This is a genomic window from Oceanobacillus sp. FSL K6-0251, from assembly GCF_038004725.1.
Lineage (GTDB): Bacteria > Bacillota > Bacilli > Bacillales > Amphibacillaceae > Oceanobacillus > Oceanobacillus oncorhynchi.
The window spans coordinates 86,686-102,816 of the sequence record NZ_JBBORS010000001.1 but is presented as its reverse complement, the minus strand read 5'-3'; the positions used below and the strand labels follow the sequence as shown (position 1 = coordinate 102,816).

Genomic DNA, 16,131 nt, shown 5'->3' with positions numbered 1-16,131 from the left:
AGTTATTGCTTTATCATCACGGAGAATCACCCGTGAAACTCCCACGGAATGAAGCTTCGTTTTATATTTCTGTCTTCCACAGTCTGACGTCCGCCTTATCCTTCTCTGGAAGTTCTTCTAAATAGGCTTCTACAGTCTTCTTTTGTACAGGTACAACAAAACCCGGAGCGATTTCTGCTAATGGAATTAATACAAAAGCCCGCTCATGCATGCGGGGATGCGGTATAATCAATCTTTCTACTGTACTATTTTCATAATTAAATGTCAAAATGTCAAGGTCAATCGTCCGCGGACCGAATCGGATATCACGTTTTCTGCCGAGTTCTTTTTCAATCTGCTGACAAGCCTCAAGCAGATCCATGGATGATAAATTTGTTTGAAGCGCTAATACCATATTTAAAAAATCTGCCTGGTCCTGGTATCCAACCGGCGCAGTTTCATATATAGAAGATTTTTTTTGGATAGAGATATATTCATTTGTCTCTAATAAGTCTAATGCTTGCGTCAGATGTTCTTCTCTCGGTTCAATATTTGTTCCGAGAGCAATAAATGCTTGATTCATTTCGTTCTCTCCCTATAAATTTCTACAGCTACCGATTCATAGTAGCCCGGAATCGGTGGATCCGGCTTTGTTAGACGGATGGAACATGCCTCCAATTGTTCAAAAGAAGTAAAGAGCTCATCTGCAATTGCTTCTGCCACCGCTTCAATCAAATGAAACCTTTCCCCCTCTACGACATGCTTTATTTTTTCATATGCTTCCCCATAGTGAACGGAGTCCTCCATTGCATCAGACTGTCCCGCCTTCTTTAAAGATAGGTACAGGTCAGCATCCACATAAAAACGCTGCCCCAACGTATTTTCTTCAGGTAACAGCCCGTGATATCCATAAAACTGCATTCGTTTTAGAATAATTTTGTCCATCCTTGTCCATCCTTTCTTTAAACATGCTCTCTCCTCTATTCCTATCCCTTATAGATTCGTATAATAAATCGCATCTGCTACTTTTGCCGCTTCCAGGTTCGCCTTTACATCATGTACACGAACAATACGGGCGCCTTTAGCAATTCCAATTACTGTCGTTGCTGCCGTCCCGATATCTCTTTGATTTGCAGGAACATCTAAAATATCACCAATAAATCTTTTACGGGATGCTGCCAAAAGCAGCGGATAACCAAATATATTCAGCTCTTGCAGTTCTTTAATCATATATTGATTTTGCTCCATTGTTTTTGCAAAGCCGATACCTGGGTCAAGAATAATCTGTTTATCCTCTACACCGGCTTGTTTAGCAATAGAAACACTTGCTTCTAAGTCTGCTTTCACATCCGAAATAAAGTCCCCATAGTCCATATCCGTTCGATTATGCATAAGAATAATGGGCACCTGATAACGGGCAGCAACCGCAGCAATTTCCGGTTCTTTTTTTGCTCCCCAAATATCATTTATCATAGAAGCGCCGGCTTTTACTGCTTGCTCTGCTACAGATGCTTTAAATGTATCCACGGATATAGGTATCTGCAAATCATTTTTTAACGCTTCAATAACCGGGATAATACGCTCTGCTTCTTCTTCCGCACTGACAGGAGTATGGCCCGGCCTGGTGGATTCTCCGCCGATATCAATGATATCCGCCCCTTCTTTCTCCATTTTCTTCGCCGCGGCAGCCGCCTTTTCAATATCTGTATATCGTCCCCCGTCCGAGAAGGAATCCGGCGTCACATTTAATATCCCCATAATATGCGTCCGTTTATTTAAATCTAATTGAAACTCTTTTGCCTGCATCACTTGCATTATCCGCCCCTTCTCTGTTAAAAATATATCTATTCTACATCCTACCCTAAGAAGGTAAAGAACAAAAGTGGAAAGCGCTGGTTAAGAAAGATTAACGTAAAAAAGGAACCAGCTTCAATACGGCTGATTCCTTTTACATTCCGAGATTTATTTTTCGTCTTCAAATTGATACAGCGCTGTAGATAGGTAACGCTCTCCGTTATCAGGAAGGACTGCAAGAACCTTCTTTCCTTTTCCTAAGTCTTTCGCTACTTTTAGTGCTGCAGCAACCGCTGCTCCAGAAGAAATTCCTCCCAGAATTCCATTTGTAGTAGCAACTTTACGCGCTGTTTCAAAGGATTCTTCATTTCCGATCGGAAGTACCTCATCATAAATTGATGTATCAAGCACTTCTGGTTTGAAGCCTGCGCCAATTCCCTGAATTTTATGAGGTCCAGGATTTCCACCTGAAAGCACCGGGGAATCCTTTGGCTCAACAGCATAAATTTTAATGCCGTCAAAATGCTCTCTCAGCACTTTTCCAGCACCAGTAATCGTTCCACCGGTACCAATACCGGAAATAAAAGCATCTAATCCATCTGACATCTGCTCTACAATTTCTTTACCAGTTGTTTTTGCATGAATTTCAGGGTTAGCTGGATTATTAAATTGCTGTGGCATGAAATAGCCATTTTCCTCTTGTAATTCCTTCGCTTTGGCAATGGCACCCTTCATTCCTTCAGCTCCTGGAGTTAAAACTAACTTCGCTCCATACGCCTTCAATAAATTACGACGTTCTTGACTCATTGTATCCGGCATAACCAGAATCGCCTGATATCCTTTAGCAGTAGCAACCATTGCCAAACCAATCCCGGTATTTCCGCTGGTTGGTTCAATGATGGTGTCACCTGGTTTTAATTCACCTGCATTCTCTGCAGCTTCTACCATCGCAGCTGCAATGCGGTCTTTCACCGAGCTTCCCGGATTCATAAATTCTAATTTAACATATACATCTGCACTGTTCTCATCCGCTACATTATGAAGCTTTACAATCGGTGTTCCTCCAATTAAACCTGCAATATTATTAACAACTGTCATATAACTCCTCCTAATACCAAGTATTTTTATATGATTTATATATAATGTATTGCTTTCTTAAGAAAATGTCAATCCTAAATGCGAAAAAAACGCCTATTTTTCTAATCTAAAAGCAATATACGAATTTGTCGTCCGATTTTAGCTGCATCCAAAGCAGCTCGTCATGTTTCCATTTTTATCAATGTACCACCTATGATTGCTTAAGTTCTTCTAGCTCTTCTTCTGTAAAATGGTAGTGTTCATTACAAAAATGGCAGGTTGCTTCTGCTCCGTGATCTTCATCGATCATTAGCTGGATTTCTTCATTACCTAACCCAATGATAGCATTAGCAAGTCTCTCTTTCGAACATTTGCATTGAAATTCAATTGGCATTTTCTCCAATATATTTACATTTTCTTCGTCAAACAAGGTATATAGAATTTCTTCTGGTGTTTTTCCTTCCCGGATCAGCGTAGAAATAGCAGGGAAAGACTGAATACGGTCTTCCAGCCGTTCAATCACCGCTTCATCCGCTCCTGGCATTACTTGTACGATAAAACCGCCTGCCGCTAAAATACTCAAGTCCGGGTTAACCAGAACCCCTGCGCCTACTGCGGATGGAACCTGTTCAGAGGTTGCAAAATAATACGTGAAATCTTCACTTATTTCTCCAGAAACAATCGGTGTTTCACCGGTGAAATAGTCTTTCATCCCTAAATCCTTGATAACGCTCAGATTCCCCTCTGTCCCGACTGCTCTAGCCACATCCAGCTTTCCTTTATCATTTAAATCAAAATCGACATGCGGGTTTGTAACATAGCCGCGGACGTGACCTTTACCATCTCCATCAGCAACAATAGCTCCAGTTGGTCCATTTCCCATTACTTTTACGGTAACGGAGTCGTCCCCTTTTAACATTGCTCCCATCATTGCTGTTACCGTTATGGTACGTCCAAGTGCTGCAGAAGCTGTTGCCCATGTATCCTGTCTCCGGCGAGCTTCCTCCACTGTTTCTGTCGACGTAATAGCATATGCTCGGATCATGCCATCATAGGTTGTCGCTTTAATTAAATAATCCTTCACCATCATCATTCCTCCGTTTATTGATAATACTTTTTATAAATAAGATACAGCCCATTCAACGTGAGATAGGGCTCGACAGCATCTATGGTTTCTGATTCATGTGCAATAAGTTTAGACAAACCACCCGTTGCGATAACCGTTGAGTTTGTCCCTTTTTCTTGTTGTATTCGTTTGACCAGCCCATCAATTTGACCAATGTACCCGTAAAATACACCAGATGTCATTGCCTCAACAGTAGAAGAACCAATCACACGCTGCGGTTTCTGAATCTCAATTTTCGGCAGCTTCGAAGCTCTTGTGTTCAGCGCCTCCATCGAAATATTTACACCCGGGGTAATAATCCCGCCAGCGTACCTTGCTTCTTCATCCACATAGCAGTAAGTTGTCGCTGTCCCAAAATCAATGATGATTAGCGGTGCTCCGTATTTTTCAATACCTGCTATAGCATTAACAATCCGGTCCGCCCCAACTTCAGACGGATTTGGATAATTCATCTTAATTAGCTTATCATAAGAAGTTTTCCCGATAACCACAGGTTCTATATCAAAATAATCGCGGCTCATTTTTTCTAACGCAAACATAATAGGCGGTACAACGGAAGAAATAATCACCCCGGTGATTTCCTTAAAATGAACACCTTTATATTCAAATAAAGAATGGACAAGCATGCCAAATTCATCTTCTGTTTTATACCGGTCGGTTTTTATCCGCCAGTGATGAATTAATTTATCATTATCAAAAACACCCAGAACTGTATTGGTATTCCCTACATCAAGAACAAATAACATCTGTCACCATACCTTCCTTTGTTTCTCTAAAATTTAATATAACATACTTCTTTTCAGGAAAAACCAAAAAAGCATCCGTCCAATGAACAAAAAGAAGCAGCCTTTCTATTCCTTTGGCTGCTTCCTTTCTATATCTTTTCCAATCCTTTAGTTTTTACGATCAGAATCGGAGTCATCTTCCTTATTATCATCCGTGTGATCTGTTTCTTTTTCTTCAGAACCACCGCCCATAATCGGGTCGTTAATATAAGAGTCGGATTTCTTTTCCGCTCTTTCTTTTGCTTCTTCAAAAGAAAGACCTTTTTTATCCTCATCCTCTTTTTCTTCCTTCGAATGGATGCTTACCTTCACATCATCTGAATCCTCTTCCGGTTCAGGAAGCGTTCCATTTTCAAAAAGAGACTTGATTTGTTTCGCATCGAGTGTTTCTACTTCTAATAATGTTTTTGCAAGCAATTCTAATTGCTCTCTATGCTCTGTAAGAATACGTTTTGCACGGTCATAACAGTAATTAATGAAATTTTGCATTTCCTTATCGATATCCTGTGCAATCGCATCCGAATAGGTCTGTTCATTTTGAATGTCTCGGCCAAGGAATACATTCCCGCCACCGCCGCTGCTGAATTGAAGCGGACCAATCTTATCACTCATACCGAATTCGGTTATCATCTTATGCGCAATACCTGTTGCACGCTGGAAGTCATTCGAAGCACCTGTACTCACTTCGCCAAAAATGATTTCTTCTGCAACACGTCCGCCCAGTAAACCGGTGATTTTATCAAACAGCTCTGGTTTTGTCATGAAGTAACGGTCTTCCCTTGGAAGCATCACCGCATAACCGCCGGCTTGGCCACGAGGAACGATGGTAACTTTGTGAACCACATCTGCATCATCAAGAACCATCCCGATAACGGTATGACCACTCTCATGATAAGCAACGATATTTCTTTCTTTTTCAGAAATAACTCTGCTTTTCTTCGCAGGTCCCGCAATCACACGGTCAATGGCTTCATCGATATCCAGCTGACTGATTTTCTTACGGTCAGCTCTTGCTGCAATTAATGCTGCTTCATTGAGTAAGTTCTCTAAATCCGCACCTGAAAAGCCTGGTGTACGCATAGCAATCGTTTTTAAATCTACTGTATCTTCCAACGGTTTATTTTGAGCGTGAACACCAAGAACCGCTTCACGGCCTTTGACATCTGGACGATCTACCATAATCTGCCTGTCAAAACGTCCTGGACGCAATAGGGCCGGGTCAAGAATATCAGCACGGTTTGTTGCAGCGATCATGATAATACCTTCATTCGCTCCAAATCCATCCATTTCCACCAATAGCTGGTTTAATGTTTGCTCACGTTCATCATGTCCACCGCCAAGACCCGCTCCACGCTGACGGCCGACTGCATCAATCTCATCAATAAAGATGATACATGGCGAATTTTTCTTCGCATTTTCAAATAAGTCACGGACACGGGACGCACCGACACCAACGAACATCTCTACGAAATCAGAACCACTGATAGAGAAAAATGGTGTTCCCGCTTCACCAGCAACTGCTTTTGCTAATAAAGTTTTACCAGTACCTGGAGGTCCGACAAGAAGTACACCTTTTGGAATACGTGCGCCTACTTGTGAGAATTTGCGCGGGTCTTTTAAGAATTCCACAACCTCGACAAGCTCTTGTTTCTCTTCATCGGCACCAGCGACATCTTTAAAGCGGACTTTTTTCTTATCTTCAGAGTACATTTTTGCCTTACTCTTACCGAAGTTCATCACACGGCCGCCGCCACCGCCGCCTTGCGCCTGGCTAAGAATGAATAGTAAGAATAGACCAATCAATAAGAATGGAATAATTCCAGTTAAGAATGTGAGCCAAGGACTAGGCTGCTCTTCCTCTTCCACCGTTAATTCACTTTGCTCGCTTGCACTATTTGTAATTTGTGAAACAAGTGCTTCATTATCCGGTACCTGAGCAACAAATTCTGTCTCATCGTCCATTAATGTACCCGTCAAACGGATGATACCATGTGACGGCTGAAAGGTCAGTTCTTTAATCTCACCATTATTTAAAGCATTCATAAATTGCTGTACATCATACTGCTCCTGATCTTCACTTGGATTGTTAAATACTCCGATTACACCAATAATGATTATAAATAAGAGCATCCATACGAAGACCTTACGAAATATCTGATTCATTGCTTACCTCCTCCCAAATGGGGAAAAACTATAGTAAATCGTATCATAGTAAAATCGCTTTATACAAATAATTTAACCATTTTTGACGAATTATTTTTTTGGAATGTTTAAGAAATCCGATAAATATAATCATACGCTTGGAACATCCGCATGTATGAAAGAAATTATTGCAAAAACCCGGATGATATCGTCCAAGATGATTTTTCAAATACATGCATTGCCCGCAAAGTAAAAAATCTATTTTATGCGGGCTTTCTTTTACAGCCTGTCCCTTCCCAAGCGCGGCTTCTTCCTTTTCATTTTCTCCATCAGCCGCCATAAATTTCTGGCTTAAGAACACCGATATACGAAAGGTTTCGATATTTTTCTGCATAATCTAAACCGTAGCCGACAACAAATTCATCCGGAACTTCAAAACCAATTAAATCTGCTTTAATATCTGCTGTTCTTCCAGCCGGTTTATTAAGAAGTGTCACGATCTTAATGGAATTTGCTTTACGATATTTAAACAGGTCTACTAAGTAGTTCAATGTCAGTCCGCTGTCAATAATGTCCTCAACAATAATTAAATCGCGGCCCTCTACTTTTGTATTCAAGTCCTTCAGGATTTTTACTTCTCCTGTGGAGGATGTGCCGCCGTCATAGCTGGATACATCCATAAAATCCATTTCTAAATGGATTTCTGTATGCCGAAGAATATCTGACATAAACGGCAATGCACCTTTTAACACGCCAATAGCCAAGGGAAATTTGCCCTCGTATTCTTCTGTTAATATTGCACCGAGCTCCTTGCATTTTTTTTGAATTTCTTCCTCGCTTACCAAGATTTTTTCAATCTCATTATGAATTGTTTCCTGCGCCATTTTTTCTCCTCCTAATCAGCGTCATGAGCTAATTTTCAGTTTTATATTCATTCCTTTACCATTTTGTGCAGTCTCCGCTTTTTTTAGACCGACGACCCACAGGATCTCCTCTTTATCATCCACTATTATCGGCCAATTATCCCGCAGATTTTGGGGTATCTTCGCATCTATAAAAATATCCTTCAGCTTTTTTGAACCATTTAGTCCCCTTACAGACATACGATCTCCCGCTCTTCTTACTCGGATATGTAGTGGTAATGAAATCGAATCTAGCGGAAAAACAAAGGTTGCTTCATCCTCTGCCGGGGCTTCTTTGATAATGGCAGCCTCAATCTTTGTGCCATCAGACAGCACCGTTTCACCTGGAACTGGCAATAAAGAGGGTTGAGCTGACTTTACGGATGATTGATGACCAAATTGCAGATAAATCTTCCCATATATATTTGTCACACGGAGCCTTAACGGAAAATCAATACTTGTACTTCCATTTCGGCGTCTCAACAGGTCAAAAAAGTTTACTTCGTGGATATAAGATAGGTCTTTAGGCAAGGTTCCATATAGATAGTTTAATATTAGATGAAAGGCCCGTCTTTGTAAAGCCTGAGGAAGCTCTGAAAACGCTTCTGCTGCAAAACAAATTTCCCTTGTATCTTCCCGAAATTCCGCCACTTTTTCTACCATTTCCTTCGCCTGCTCCTGCAAGTATTGTTCGTCCTGGACTAACGTTTCGCTGAGCGTCTGAATGGTGTCTGCGATACGCGGATTTTTCTCCTTCAGCAGCGGGACGACGTTTTTCCGGTAATAATTTCTCGTATACGTATCATCCGCGTTCGTTTTATCGACCTGATAGCTCAATTGATATTTTTCCAAATAAGCCAGGATGTTATTCTTTGTCACCCCTAATAAAGGACGGATAATTTCACCGCCGGCAAAATCACGCCGCACGGGAATCCCTTTTAAAGCATTTGAGGTCGCCATTCTTACCATTCGCATAACCATCGTTTCAATTTGATCATCGGCGTGATGTCCAAGAGCAAGCAGTTCAGCTTTTTTCTCATGCATCAGATCCAAGTAAACACCATAGCGTAATTCACGTGCAGCAACCTCTTCACTGACACCCTTTTCCTTTTGATATTGTCTGACGTCCACCATTCTTTCCACGCAGGGTATTCCCCATTCCTGACAAGTATCTTTCACAAATTGACAATCGTCGGCAGAATCTCCGTTACGCAGCTGATGATCTATGGTCACTGCTATAAGGCTTAATTCCCATTTGGATGAAATGTTGTTCAAGAAATGTAATAGCGCAATCGAATCCGGTCCTCCTGAAACGCCGACAAGAACCGTTGCATGCTTTTGAATTAGGCGGTGCCTTCTGATAAATGCACACACTTCCTGCTCCATCTCATTCCTCCTCCATCCATCGGTTCTGGCTCCCTATACGGTTAGGATAAAATTAGAAAAAAACCGTATTTTAACTATACTTCTATCATACTCCTTTTTGAGGAACGGTTCAAAAGAGAGGATGCAAAAAAGCATATTTTCAGACGATCTTTTTTCAGTTTAAGGCAATAACAAAGAAATAATCCAAAAAACAGAGGCTGCCAGAGAAATACTAAAGGATTCTTTCACAGGATATACTTTTTTTTGCTGCGTTTTTTTTCGATATTGGCTGCGCTTGTGCTGTACCTGTTTTATCTTGCCCATTACATCTTTTTTCATTTCTGTTGCGGTAGAATACTTTCCTTTTAGTGCCTTCTTTAAAAATGGATGCAGGAGCTGCAGGTCGTTGGCCCGATACAACTTTTTCTCAAGCAGCTTTTCAGAGGATTCCCCCGCTATCCGGTCAAAGCGTCTCGGATAATAGATATGGAGAAACACCATCGCAACCGCAAATAAATCATAGCTTGGCTCTGCCTTGCGCGTTCCAAGCCCCCAATAGCCGCGATCAAAAAACTCTGTATATTCTTTAATAGAACGCCCCATCCTTGTTGTGCCGCCTACATCAACCAGTCTGATTCTTGGCGGATTCGATTCCACAAGAATATTATCTGTTTTTAAATCGCCAAAGGTCCAGCCTGCCTGATGAAGCTGGTCTAAATCCTCTAACAGCTGAACCATCAATACGCCCAGCCACTTCTTGCCTCTCGCCTGAATAAACGCACCTAATGTCTGCCCCTCCATATACTCCATCACATAAAAGGAATACACCCTGCCGCCTGGTGCTCTCCAATCATCGACATCCAACAAAGAAGGTCCAAGGCGATATCCTTGAACCTTTTTCAATGCTTTGAGCACATTGACTTCTACCGTTACAGCCGTATCCTGTTCGCTTATTTTCAAAGCAACCGGCCGTCCATGATGCATGCAGAGATACACAGCTCCAATTGCACCTTCGCCAATTTTTCTCACAACGGTATAGGATTTTTGATGCCACTTCCCTGTTATCTTTTGCTGAGAATGTAACCTAATAGCCGGTTTCTTCCATGTCGAATGGTTCTTCATCCGAATTCCTCCGTAGCTGCTTTTTGCTAAATTGGTACATTGCTGCTCGTAATGCCGGCCCGGTCGGGGTGATTCCTCCGCTTGTTAATTTCGGAAAAACCTTGGAAATCCCATCCAGCCTCGGCGACCAATCAAGCACAAGCTCAATATCGTTCCGCCTGCCAGGAAACCGGTAAATACAAAAGCGGTTTTTTCCAACTCGTGCATTCAAGCTCATAGATAAGTCAAACAACGCCTCCTTGACTGTTTCTAATTTATCACGCATGCTCGCACTGCTGTCGACTAGCACCACCACCTCTAAATCGCTGGTTTCTCCTAAGTCCTCTACCACTTCCATGATTTCACCGCGTTTTTCCGGATCCAGCTCTTCCATCGACTGATCTTTTCCTAAAATGCTGCGCAATTCTTTATTGACAAATCCCTGCAATGTTTGTGTCATTGCCTGTCTGGTTACCATTTGCACCGTTTGAGATAAACGTTCACTATAGACAATTTGACTGACTCCGCCGCCAGATACAGCGATATCCTCCACTTCCTGAAGACCCTCTGGCTGTTCCGTCTGATCATCGTCTAATATACCAATGACATTCACTGTGATTCCCTGTTGGTTTGCTAAACCGGCTACCGTTGCAGGGCTTTCGCCTTTATTGGAGCAGCCATCGGTTAATAGCAAAATTTGTTTTAATGTTCCTGCGTTCATTTCATGTATACCTCCTCATCTTCCATTACCATCATCACCAAATAATGCTTTCTGTATACGTATATTTGGCAGATTGGCTTGAGAGAAAGAAGCATACAGCTGAGCGTGCTCTACATCGAGAGCAGCTTCTCTTGCCGGACTGGAACATTAGCCCATTTCGGTGTATTTTTCTTTACTTTAGCAACCAATACGGTCATGTCATCATGAATATCCCCCGATCTGGTTCGAATCACCTCTTCTAATAATAAATCAGCAATTTCCTGCGGATCCTCCGTATCCATCTCTTTGATTTTCCGTTTAATCCAAATATCAATGTTTTCCACGTCTTTCGGGCCGTCAAAAATGCCGTCACTCATCATGATTAATAAATCATTCGGCTTTAGCTGCTCACTGACAATATCTACATCAAATTCCTGAATAATCCCCATCGGCAAATTGCTGGCCTCTATTTTTATCATGGAATTCCCTCTGCGGACAAAGCTTGGAGTCGAACCAATTTTTAAAAATTCAGCAGATGCATTATGCAGATCCACCACTGCTAAATCAAGCGTTGCAAACATCTCATCCGTGGTACGCAAAGCAAGAATCGAATTAATTGTTTTGATTGCTACCTTTTCCCGTATCCCAGTCTGCAAAATTTGCTGCAGTAAACGTAATGTCTCTGTACTTTCTTCCTTTGCACGCTTTCCATTCCCCATCCCATCGCTGATAGCCATTGCAAATTTCCCTGCGCCCAGCTCAATGGTCGTAAAGCTGTCACCAGATACAAGCCCCCCTCCTTTTGCTGCATTGGCCGCCCCTGTCTCCACCTCAAAATCCCTTGCTGATCCAAAGACGAAGTGGCTGTATCCATAAGGGAAAGAAGAAATGTCCTCATTCCTTACCACAATCATCTCATCGAGCAGCTCCGAAAGAACCGGAGCAATTAATTTTTCCCCTTCCCCATGATATTCGTAGAAACTTGTCGTTAGTTCAATATCTACATTTCCCTTCTCTAAGTGATAAATATCTAAACGGACTAATTCGATCCCCATCTGTTTCAAAGCTTGAATAATTTGCGATTCCTGCAGTTCATGATGCTGCCGTTCTTTTAATATTTCTTTAGCAAAATCATTCATTACATCAGAAACGCCCTGAAGCTGGTCAGAAACTAAGCGCTTACTTTCTGTCACCTGCTGTCTCAGCTGTTGGTTCGCCTCATAGAAGCTCATTTCTGACTGCATTGCCTCCTTGACCTGGCGCGATCGCACACAATGATTCTCAAATTCCTTCACGACATTTCGGTGGGGCTCCTGCCCGGCGGTAATATTCTGCTTCATCGTCTCCATCAGCGAATAGGTTTTATCAAATTCCTTCTGCCAGCATTTATTCTTTAAAAAGCAGTCCTGACATGTTTTTTCCGTTACCTGGCTTAAAAAGTAATCGGTATCTCGCTTCTCGTCCCTTTTTTCATCACTTAATGTCCTGTCTGTCACGGCAAAGCTTTTGGATAACGCCTGAAAGACATCGGAAAATTGTTCCACGCGTTTGGCAGTAACATTTCGGACCTTTTGCGAGTACTGCTCCTGTTCATTTGTATATGCTTCTGTTCCCGGAATATAACGGGCAATTTGCTCCAGCCAGGATGCCGGTGTCATCAAAAATAGCAGCACAGCCATAAGTGATTCCGTTAACGACGGCAATAAAGCAACACTCTCCCCATAAACACCGATGAGTCCTGTCCCAATCAAAAGCCCCACCGCTGTTCCCGGTTTCCTTCCTTCCTTCAGCAGTCCTCCAAGCACACCTGAAAATGCAAGCAGACTCATTTGATAGAGGTTAACCACATTGGCTAATGACAAGATCATTCCTGCCACCACGCCCACCGTAGAACCAATAGCAGCACCTCCAATAAAGGCAAACACCAAAACAAAATACCTTGAAAAAACATGCTCTAAGGATGCGCCGTACACCTCCCAGCCGATAAACCCTGTTAATACCGAGGCAATCAGAATAATCAAGCAGACAATTTCTTCACTTTTTAAGGTGGGTTTATATCGTTTTGGTGATAATAACGGAATACTTTGCATAAATATAAGTACAAGGATTGCCCCAAGGACTCCTTCAACGGCCAGCATCATCCATTCAAAGGATGATATGGTGCCCTGGAGAGAATATAAAAACATTCTCGGCAGACTGGTTGCAAAAAAGACAGTAATGGGCAGCATCCACTGTTGATGCTTTAAAGATTTTGTTGCTGCCGAGATAAAGATAAATAAAATAAAAGCAATAAAAATATAAGCTACATGCTGCATCGAGTAAGTCAGCGCCCCTAATATAACAGCTATCATCGACCGGAAGGATTTTTCCCGATGGACAAGCCACATGCTCGCAATGAAGGCCACAGCAAATGGAGATACTGTCTGCAGGATGACAGCTCGTCCTAATAAAAAGCCTGTAATATAGAATAACCAGCCCTGTGCGATCAATATATGGTTGACCTTCGCAGTAATCTGTTCTCTCCATTTTCTCTTTTTACTTGCTTTCTCGATTGTAATGCTTCCCGATTCCACCCTTGGAATTGAACCTATCATTTTATCCACTCCCATCTTTCCAACTAGTAAAACATAGGTTGCTTTCTTTTTTTGTCAAAAAAACATGGCAGTTTATAAAAATCGTTCGACGTAATCTTGGGAAGTTACCATCGTTTTACAAAAAGGGTGTACCTTAGGATATTCATCCAGTTTCATTAAAAAAGCAGAGGGTACGTTGCTTTGCAAATCATATACGGGATTTTACTTCATTTTAAACCTCCGCATTTTTTTAAACATCGCTACATCATTTGTAGAAAAAGTGAGGGGAAATGCGGTTCTTTTTTATAACCTCGACAAGATAACCGAACTTTTCGAAATTAAGGAAGTAAACGCGGATTTTTTAGTTCGCAGGAATCATATCCGGAAGAATTTTAAAATAAGCTTCAAAAAATTATAGAGAAACTATTGACAGTTTATGCTGTCTGTTGTATGATTTTTCTTGTTGATTTCACTTGGCGGCGTAGCTCAGCTGGCGAGAGCGTACGGTTCATACCCGTGAGGTCGTGGGTTCGATCCCCTCCGCCGCTATCCTAAATAATAAAAAAACTCATTTCTTTAAATAAAGAGATGAGTTTTTTTGTGTAAACGAAATAAATTGATTTCATCATTCCATATGTTGACAGGAGGAGAAATCCTCGCTACATGTTAAAAAAAAGCAGGAACCAGCGTCCCTGCTTTTTTATTTATCCATAGAGCATTATTAATAGACAGCAACTACTATCCTCTTCTGGCACCCCGTCCTCCGCGCTTGGATTCTGTGTGCTTCTTCAAAGAGGCTAAACGATCCTCGGAATCCTTCAGGAAACGATTCATTTTGGACTCGAAGTTCTCTGTGCGTTCTTTTTGACTCTTTTGACTTTTTGGACGTGCTTGTTGCGGGCGATCTTTCGCCTTTCTGATGGACAGGCCGATTTTGCCATCCTTTTCGACATTAATGACTTTAACTGTTACTTCGTCTCCAACTGTTAAATGCTCATTAATATCTTTAACATAGTTGTCAGCAACCTCACTAATATGAACGAGACCTGTTTTACCCTCTTCTAACTCCACAAAAGCTCCAAAATTAGTGATTCCGGTTACCTTTCCTTGCAGCTTGCTGCCTACTTCAATTGACATAAAAGAAATGCTCCTCCTTAAAAGATTAAATGTTCTTCAATATATAGTATATTAATCAAAATAAAAAGTGTCAATATGACGGGTCTTCATCCGGTAATTTAAATATAAGTTCTCCTTCATTTGAGAAGAAATAATTAGTTCTGGCAATCTCAAGAACATATTCTTCATCCTGCAGGAGTTCGATTTCATGATTTAAATCTGATTCTTGCTGCTCTAAATCTGCAAGCTGCTGTTCTAACTGTTCGTATTCTTCCATTTTGTCTGCCTTTGTTGCCCGCTGATTAAAATGATAGATGGACATACTTCCTACGATAACCGCTACAACTAATGCATACAGTACCAACCGTCTGGTAAGACGCTGTTTTTTTCTATTCTGCCGCTCTATGTACGCATCGTACTGGTGCACGGATTTAGATTGAAGCTTTGTTACTTTCTTCTTTCTTTCCTCCACAGCTTTACCTCCTTCGATAAGACTGAATCCATTTTGGGATGCTTAAAAAATCCACTTAATCATATTTTTTAAACACGTATTTATAAACTATATTCTTCATTTTACTATAAAATCCTGCTATTTGCAGAAAGAAATTTTGAATAGATTGTGGACAAAGGCGAAAAAGCCCTTTCCCTATCCACCGGAAAGGAGTAAATAAAAATAGACACAGCCATGTTATTATTTTGAAAACTCCCATCAGAATTGCCTTTATCATACGATAGAACGTCAAGAATATCCACTGCAAAGGAGAAATAAGCAAGAAATTTATTATTTTTTCTATACCCCGATAAATTGCTTTAAAAACACGAATCATATGCTCTAATAATTTTTTATACAGCTGCTTCGCCAAGGCCTGGTAAATAGAAAAACCAAAGAGACACGCTAACACAATATAAATCCTGAGCTCTCCTTGGTTGACACGATATAATATATAAAATAAAATGCCGGCCTGGGTCATCCAAAATAATATTTCTAAAAAATAAGTTAAAAATAATCGTCCCTTCCAATAAATCGTGAAGCGCCGGAAGGTTTCCTGGACAACACCTAGATAAAACCCACTTATAATCATCGTGATAAGTGTTAAAAATTGCGTAGATAACGTCATCGGAATATCTTGCTAAAGAACCCTTTAGCTTTCTCCTGCTGCTGATCATCTACATAGGAAAGCTCGTATATTTTTCCTTTAATGGTGACAATACCTTCTGTCACATCTAAATTCTTCAATTGCAGATTCTGTCCGCGGATAATCAAGTATCCCATCACCGTTTCTAAAAGGAATGCTTCATTATCAAAGCTGTCCACTTCTTTGACGCCCGTAATTTCAAGGTTTTTTCGTTTGTCTATTTTTACGGTATGCTCTAGTTCAACATGATTTCTTACATCTTTATTCTCATAATAATTCATATAAAAACCCTCCCTATCGTTAATAATTTATGATGGGAGGGACAAGTATAGAAC

16 protein-coding genes and 1 tRNA gene are annotated in these 16,131 nt (G+C 41.1%); 1 reads left to right on the top strand and 16 read right to left on the bottom strand.

The window, feature by feature from the left end; all coding sequences use genetic code 11:
* Positions 1–61 precede the first annotated feature (61 nt).
* The 12 genes from folK to spoIIE form a co-directional block, all read right to left on the bottom strand.
* Positions 62–562 (bottom strand): 2-amino-4-hydroxy-6-hydroxymethyldihydropteridine diphosphokinase, encoded by a 501-nt coding sequence (gene folK / locus MKY45_RS00505; protein ID WP_193065219.1) that lies wholly within the window; start codon positions 560–562, stop codon positions 62–64.
* Positions 559–924, bottom strand: coding sequence for a dihydroneopterin aldolase (gene folB / locus MKY45_RS00500; protein ID WP_193065218.1), 366 nt, complete (start codon positions 922–924; stop codon positions 559–561). Before folB ends, folK begins: the two co-directional genes overlap by 4 nt.
* Positions 925–972: 48 nt before the next feature.
* Entirely contained in the window at positions 973–1,794 is an 822-nt protein-coding gene (gene folP, locus MKY45_RS00495; protein ID WP_341172378.1) for a dihydropteroate synthase, read from the bottom strand.
* A 147-nt stretch (positions 1,795–1,941) separates the two neighbouring features.
* The gene (gene cysK / locus MKY45_RS00490) at positions 1,942–2,871 is read right to left on the bottom strand and encodes a cysteine synthase A (RefSeq protein WP_193065217.1); all 930 of its coding nucleotides are present in this window, start codon (positions 2,869–2,871) and stop codon (positions 1,942–1,944) included.
* Between the two features lie 190 nt (positions 2,872–3,061).
* Entirely contained in the window at positions 3,062–3,934 is an 873-nt protein-coding gene (gene hslO / locus MKY45_RS00485; RefSeq protein WP_042535596.1) for an Hsp33 family molecular chaperone HslO, read from the bottom strand.
* A gap of 17 nt (positions 3,935–3,951) precedes the next feature.
* Positions 3,952–4,722: a type III pantothenate kinase gene (locus MKY45_RS00480; protein ID WP_042528555.1), complete on the bottom strand. Its 771-nt coding sequence runs from the start codon at positions 4,720–4,722 to the stop codon at positions 3,952–3,954.
* 147 nt (positions 4,723–4,869) lie between these two features.
* Complete coding sequence (gene ftsH, locus MKY45_RS00475; protein ID WP_193065216.1) at positions 4,870–6,924, bottom strand: ATP-dependent zinc metalloprotease FtsH; 2,055 nt, start codon at positions 6,922–6,924, stop codon at positions 4,870–4,872.
* Positions 6,925–7,232: 308 nt separating this feature from the next.
* Positions 7,233–7,787, bottom strand: coding sequence for a hypoxanthine phosphoribosyltransferase (gene hpt / locus MKY45_RS00470; RefSeq protein ID WP_445667618.1), 555 nt, complete (start codon positions 7,785–7,787; stop codon positions 7,233–7,235).
* Between the two features lie 21 nt (positions 7,788–7,808).
* A complete protein-coding gene (gene tilS / locus MKY45_RS00465; protein WP_341172377.1) occupies positions 7,809–9,191 on the bottom strand; it encodes a tRNA lysidine(34) synthetase TilS in 1,383 nt (460 codons plus the stop codon).
* Positions 9,192–9,350: 159 nt separating this feature from the next.
* Entirely contained in the window at positions 9,351–10,292 is a 942-nt protein-coding gene (locus MKY45_RS00460; protein WP_193065214.1) for a serine/threonine protein kinase, read from the bottom strand.
* Entirely contained in the window at positions 10,255–10,992 is a 738-nt protein-coding gene (locus MKY45_RS00455) for a VWA domain-containing protein (RefSeq protein ID WP_042528560.1), read from the bottom strand. Before MKY45_RS00455 ends, MKY45_RS00460 begins: the two co-directional genes overlap by 38 nt.
* Before the next feature lie 110 nt (positions 10,993–11,102).
* Positions 11,103–13,565 (bottom strand): stage II sporulation protein E, encoded by a 2,463-nt coding sequence (gene spoIIE / locus MKY45_RS00450; RefSeq protein ID WP_042528561.1) that lies wholly within the window; start codon positions 13,563–13,565, stop codon positions 11,103–11,105.
* Positions 13,566–14,019: 454 nt separating this feature from the next.
* Between spoIIE and MKY45_RS00445 the strand changes: the two genes are divergently transcribed.
* Positions 14,020–14,093, top strand: a tRNA-Met gene (locus MKY45_RS00445).
* Between the two features lie 189 nt (positions 14,094–14,282).
* Here MKY45_RS00445 and MKY45_RS00440 read toward each other — a convergent pair.
* From MKY45_RS00440 to yabP, 4 genes are all read right to left on the bottom strand, one after another.
* Positions 14,283–14,681, bottom strand: a complete 399-nt coding sequence (locus MKY45_RS00440; protein WP_042528562.1) for a S1 domain-containing RNA-binding protein — start codon at positions 14,679–14,681, stop codon at positions 14,283–14,285.
* A 70-nt stretch (positions 14,682–14,751) separates the two neighbouring features.
* Complete coding sequence (locus tag MKY45_RS00435; protein WP_042528563.1) at positions 14,752–15,132, bottom strand: FtsB family cell division protein; 381 nt, start codon at positions 15,130–15,132, stop codon at positions 14,752–14,754.
* Positions 15,133–15,187: 55 nt separating this feature from the next.
* Positions 15,188–15,778 (bottom strand): spore cortex biosynthesis protein YabQ, encoded by a 591-nt coding sequence (yabQ, locus tag MKY45_RS00430; RefSeq protein ID WP_042528564.1) that lies wholly within the window; start codon positions 15,776–15,778, stop codon positions 15,188–15,190.
* Positions 15,775–16,077, bottom strand: a complete 303-nt coding sequence (gene yabP, locus MKY45_RS00425) for a sporulation protein YabP (RefSeq protein WP_042528565.1) — start codon at positions 16,075–16,077, stop codon at positions 15,775–15,777. The genes yabQ and yabP overlap by 4 nt, the downstream gene beginning before the upstream one ends.
* Positions 16,078–16,131: the final 54 nt, after the last annotated feature.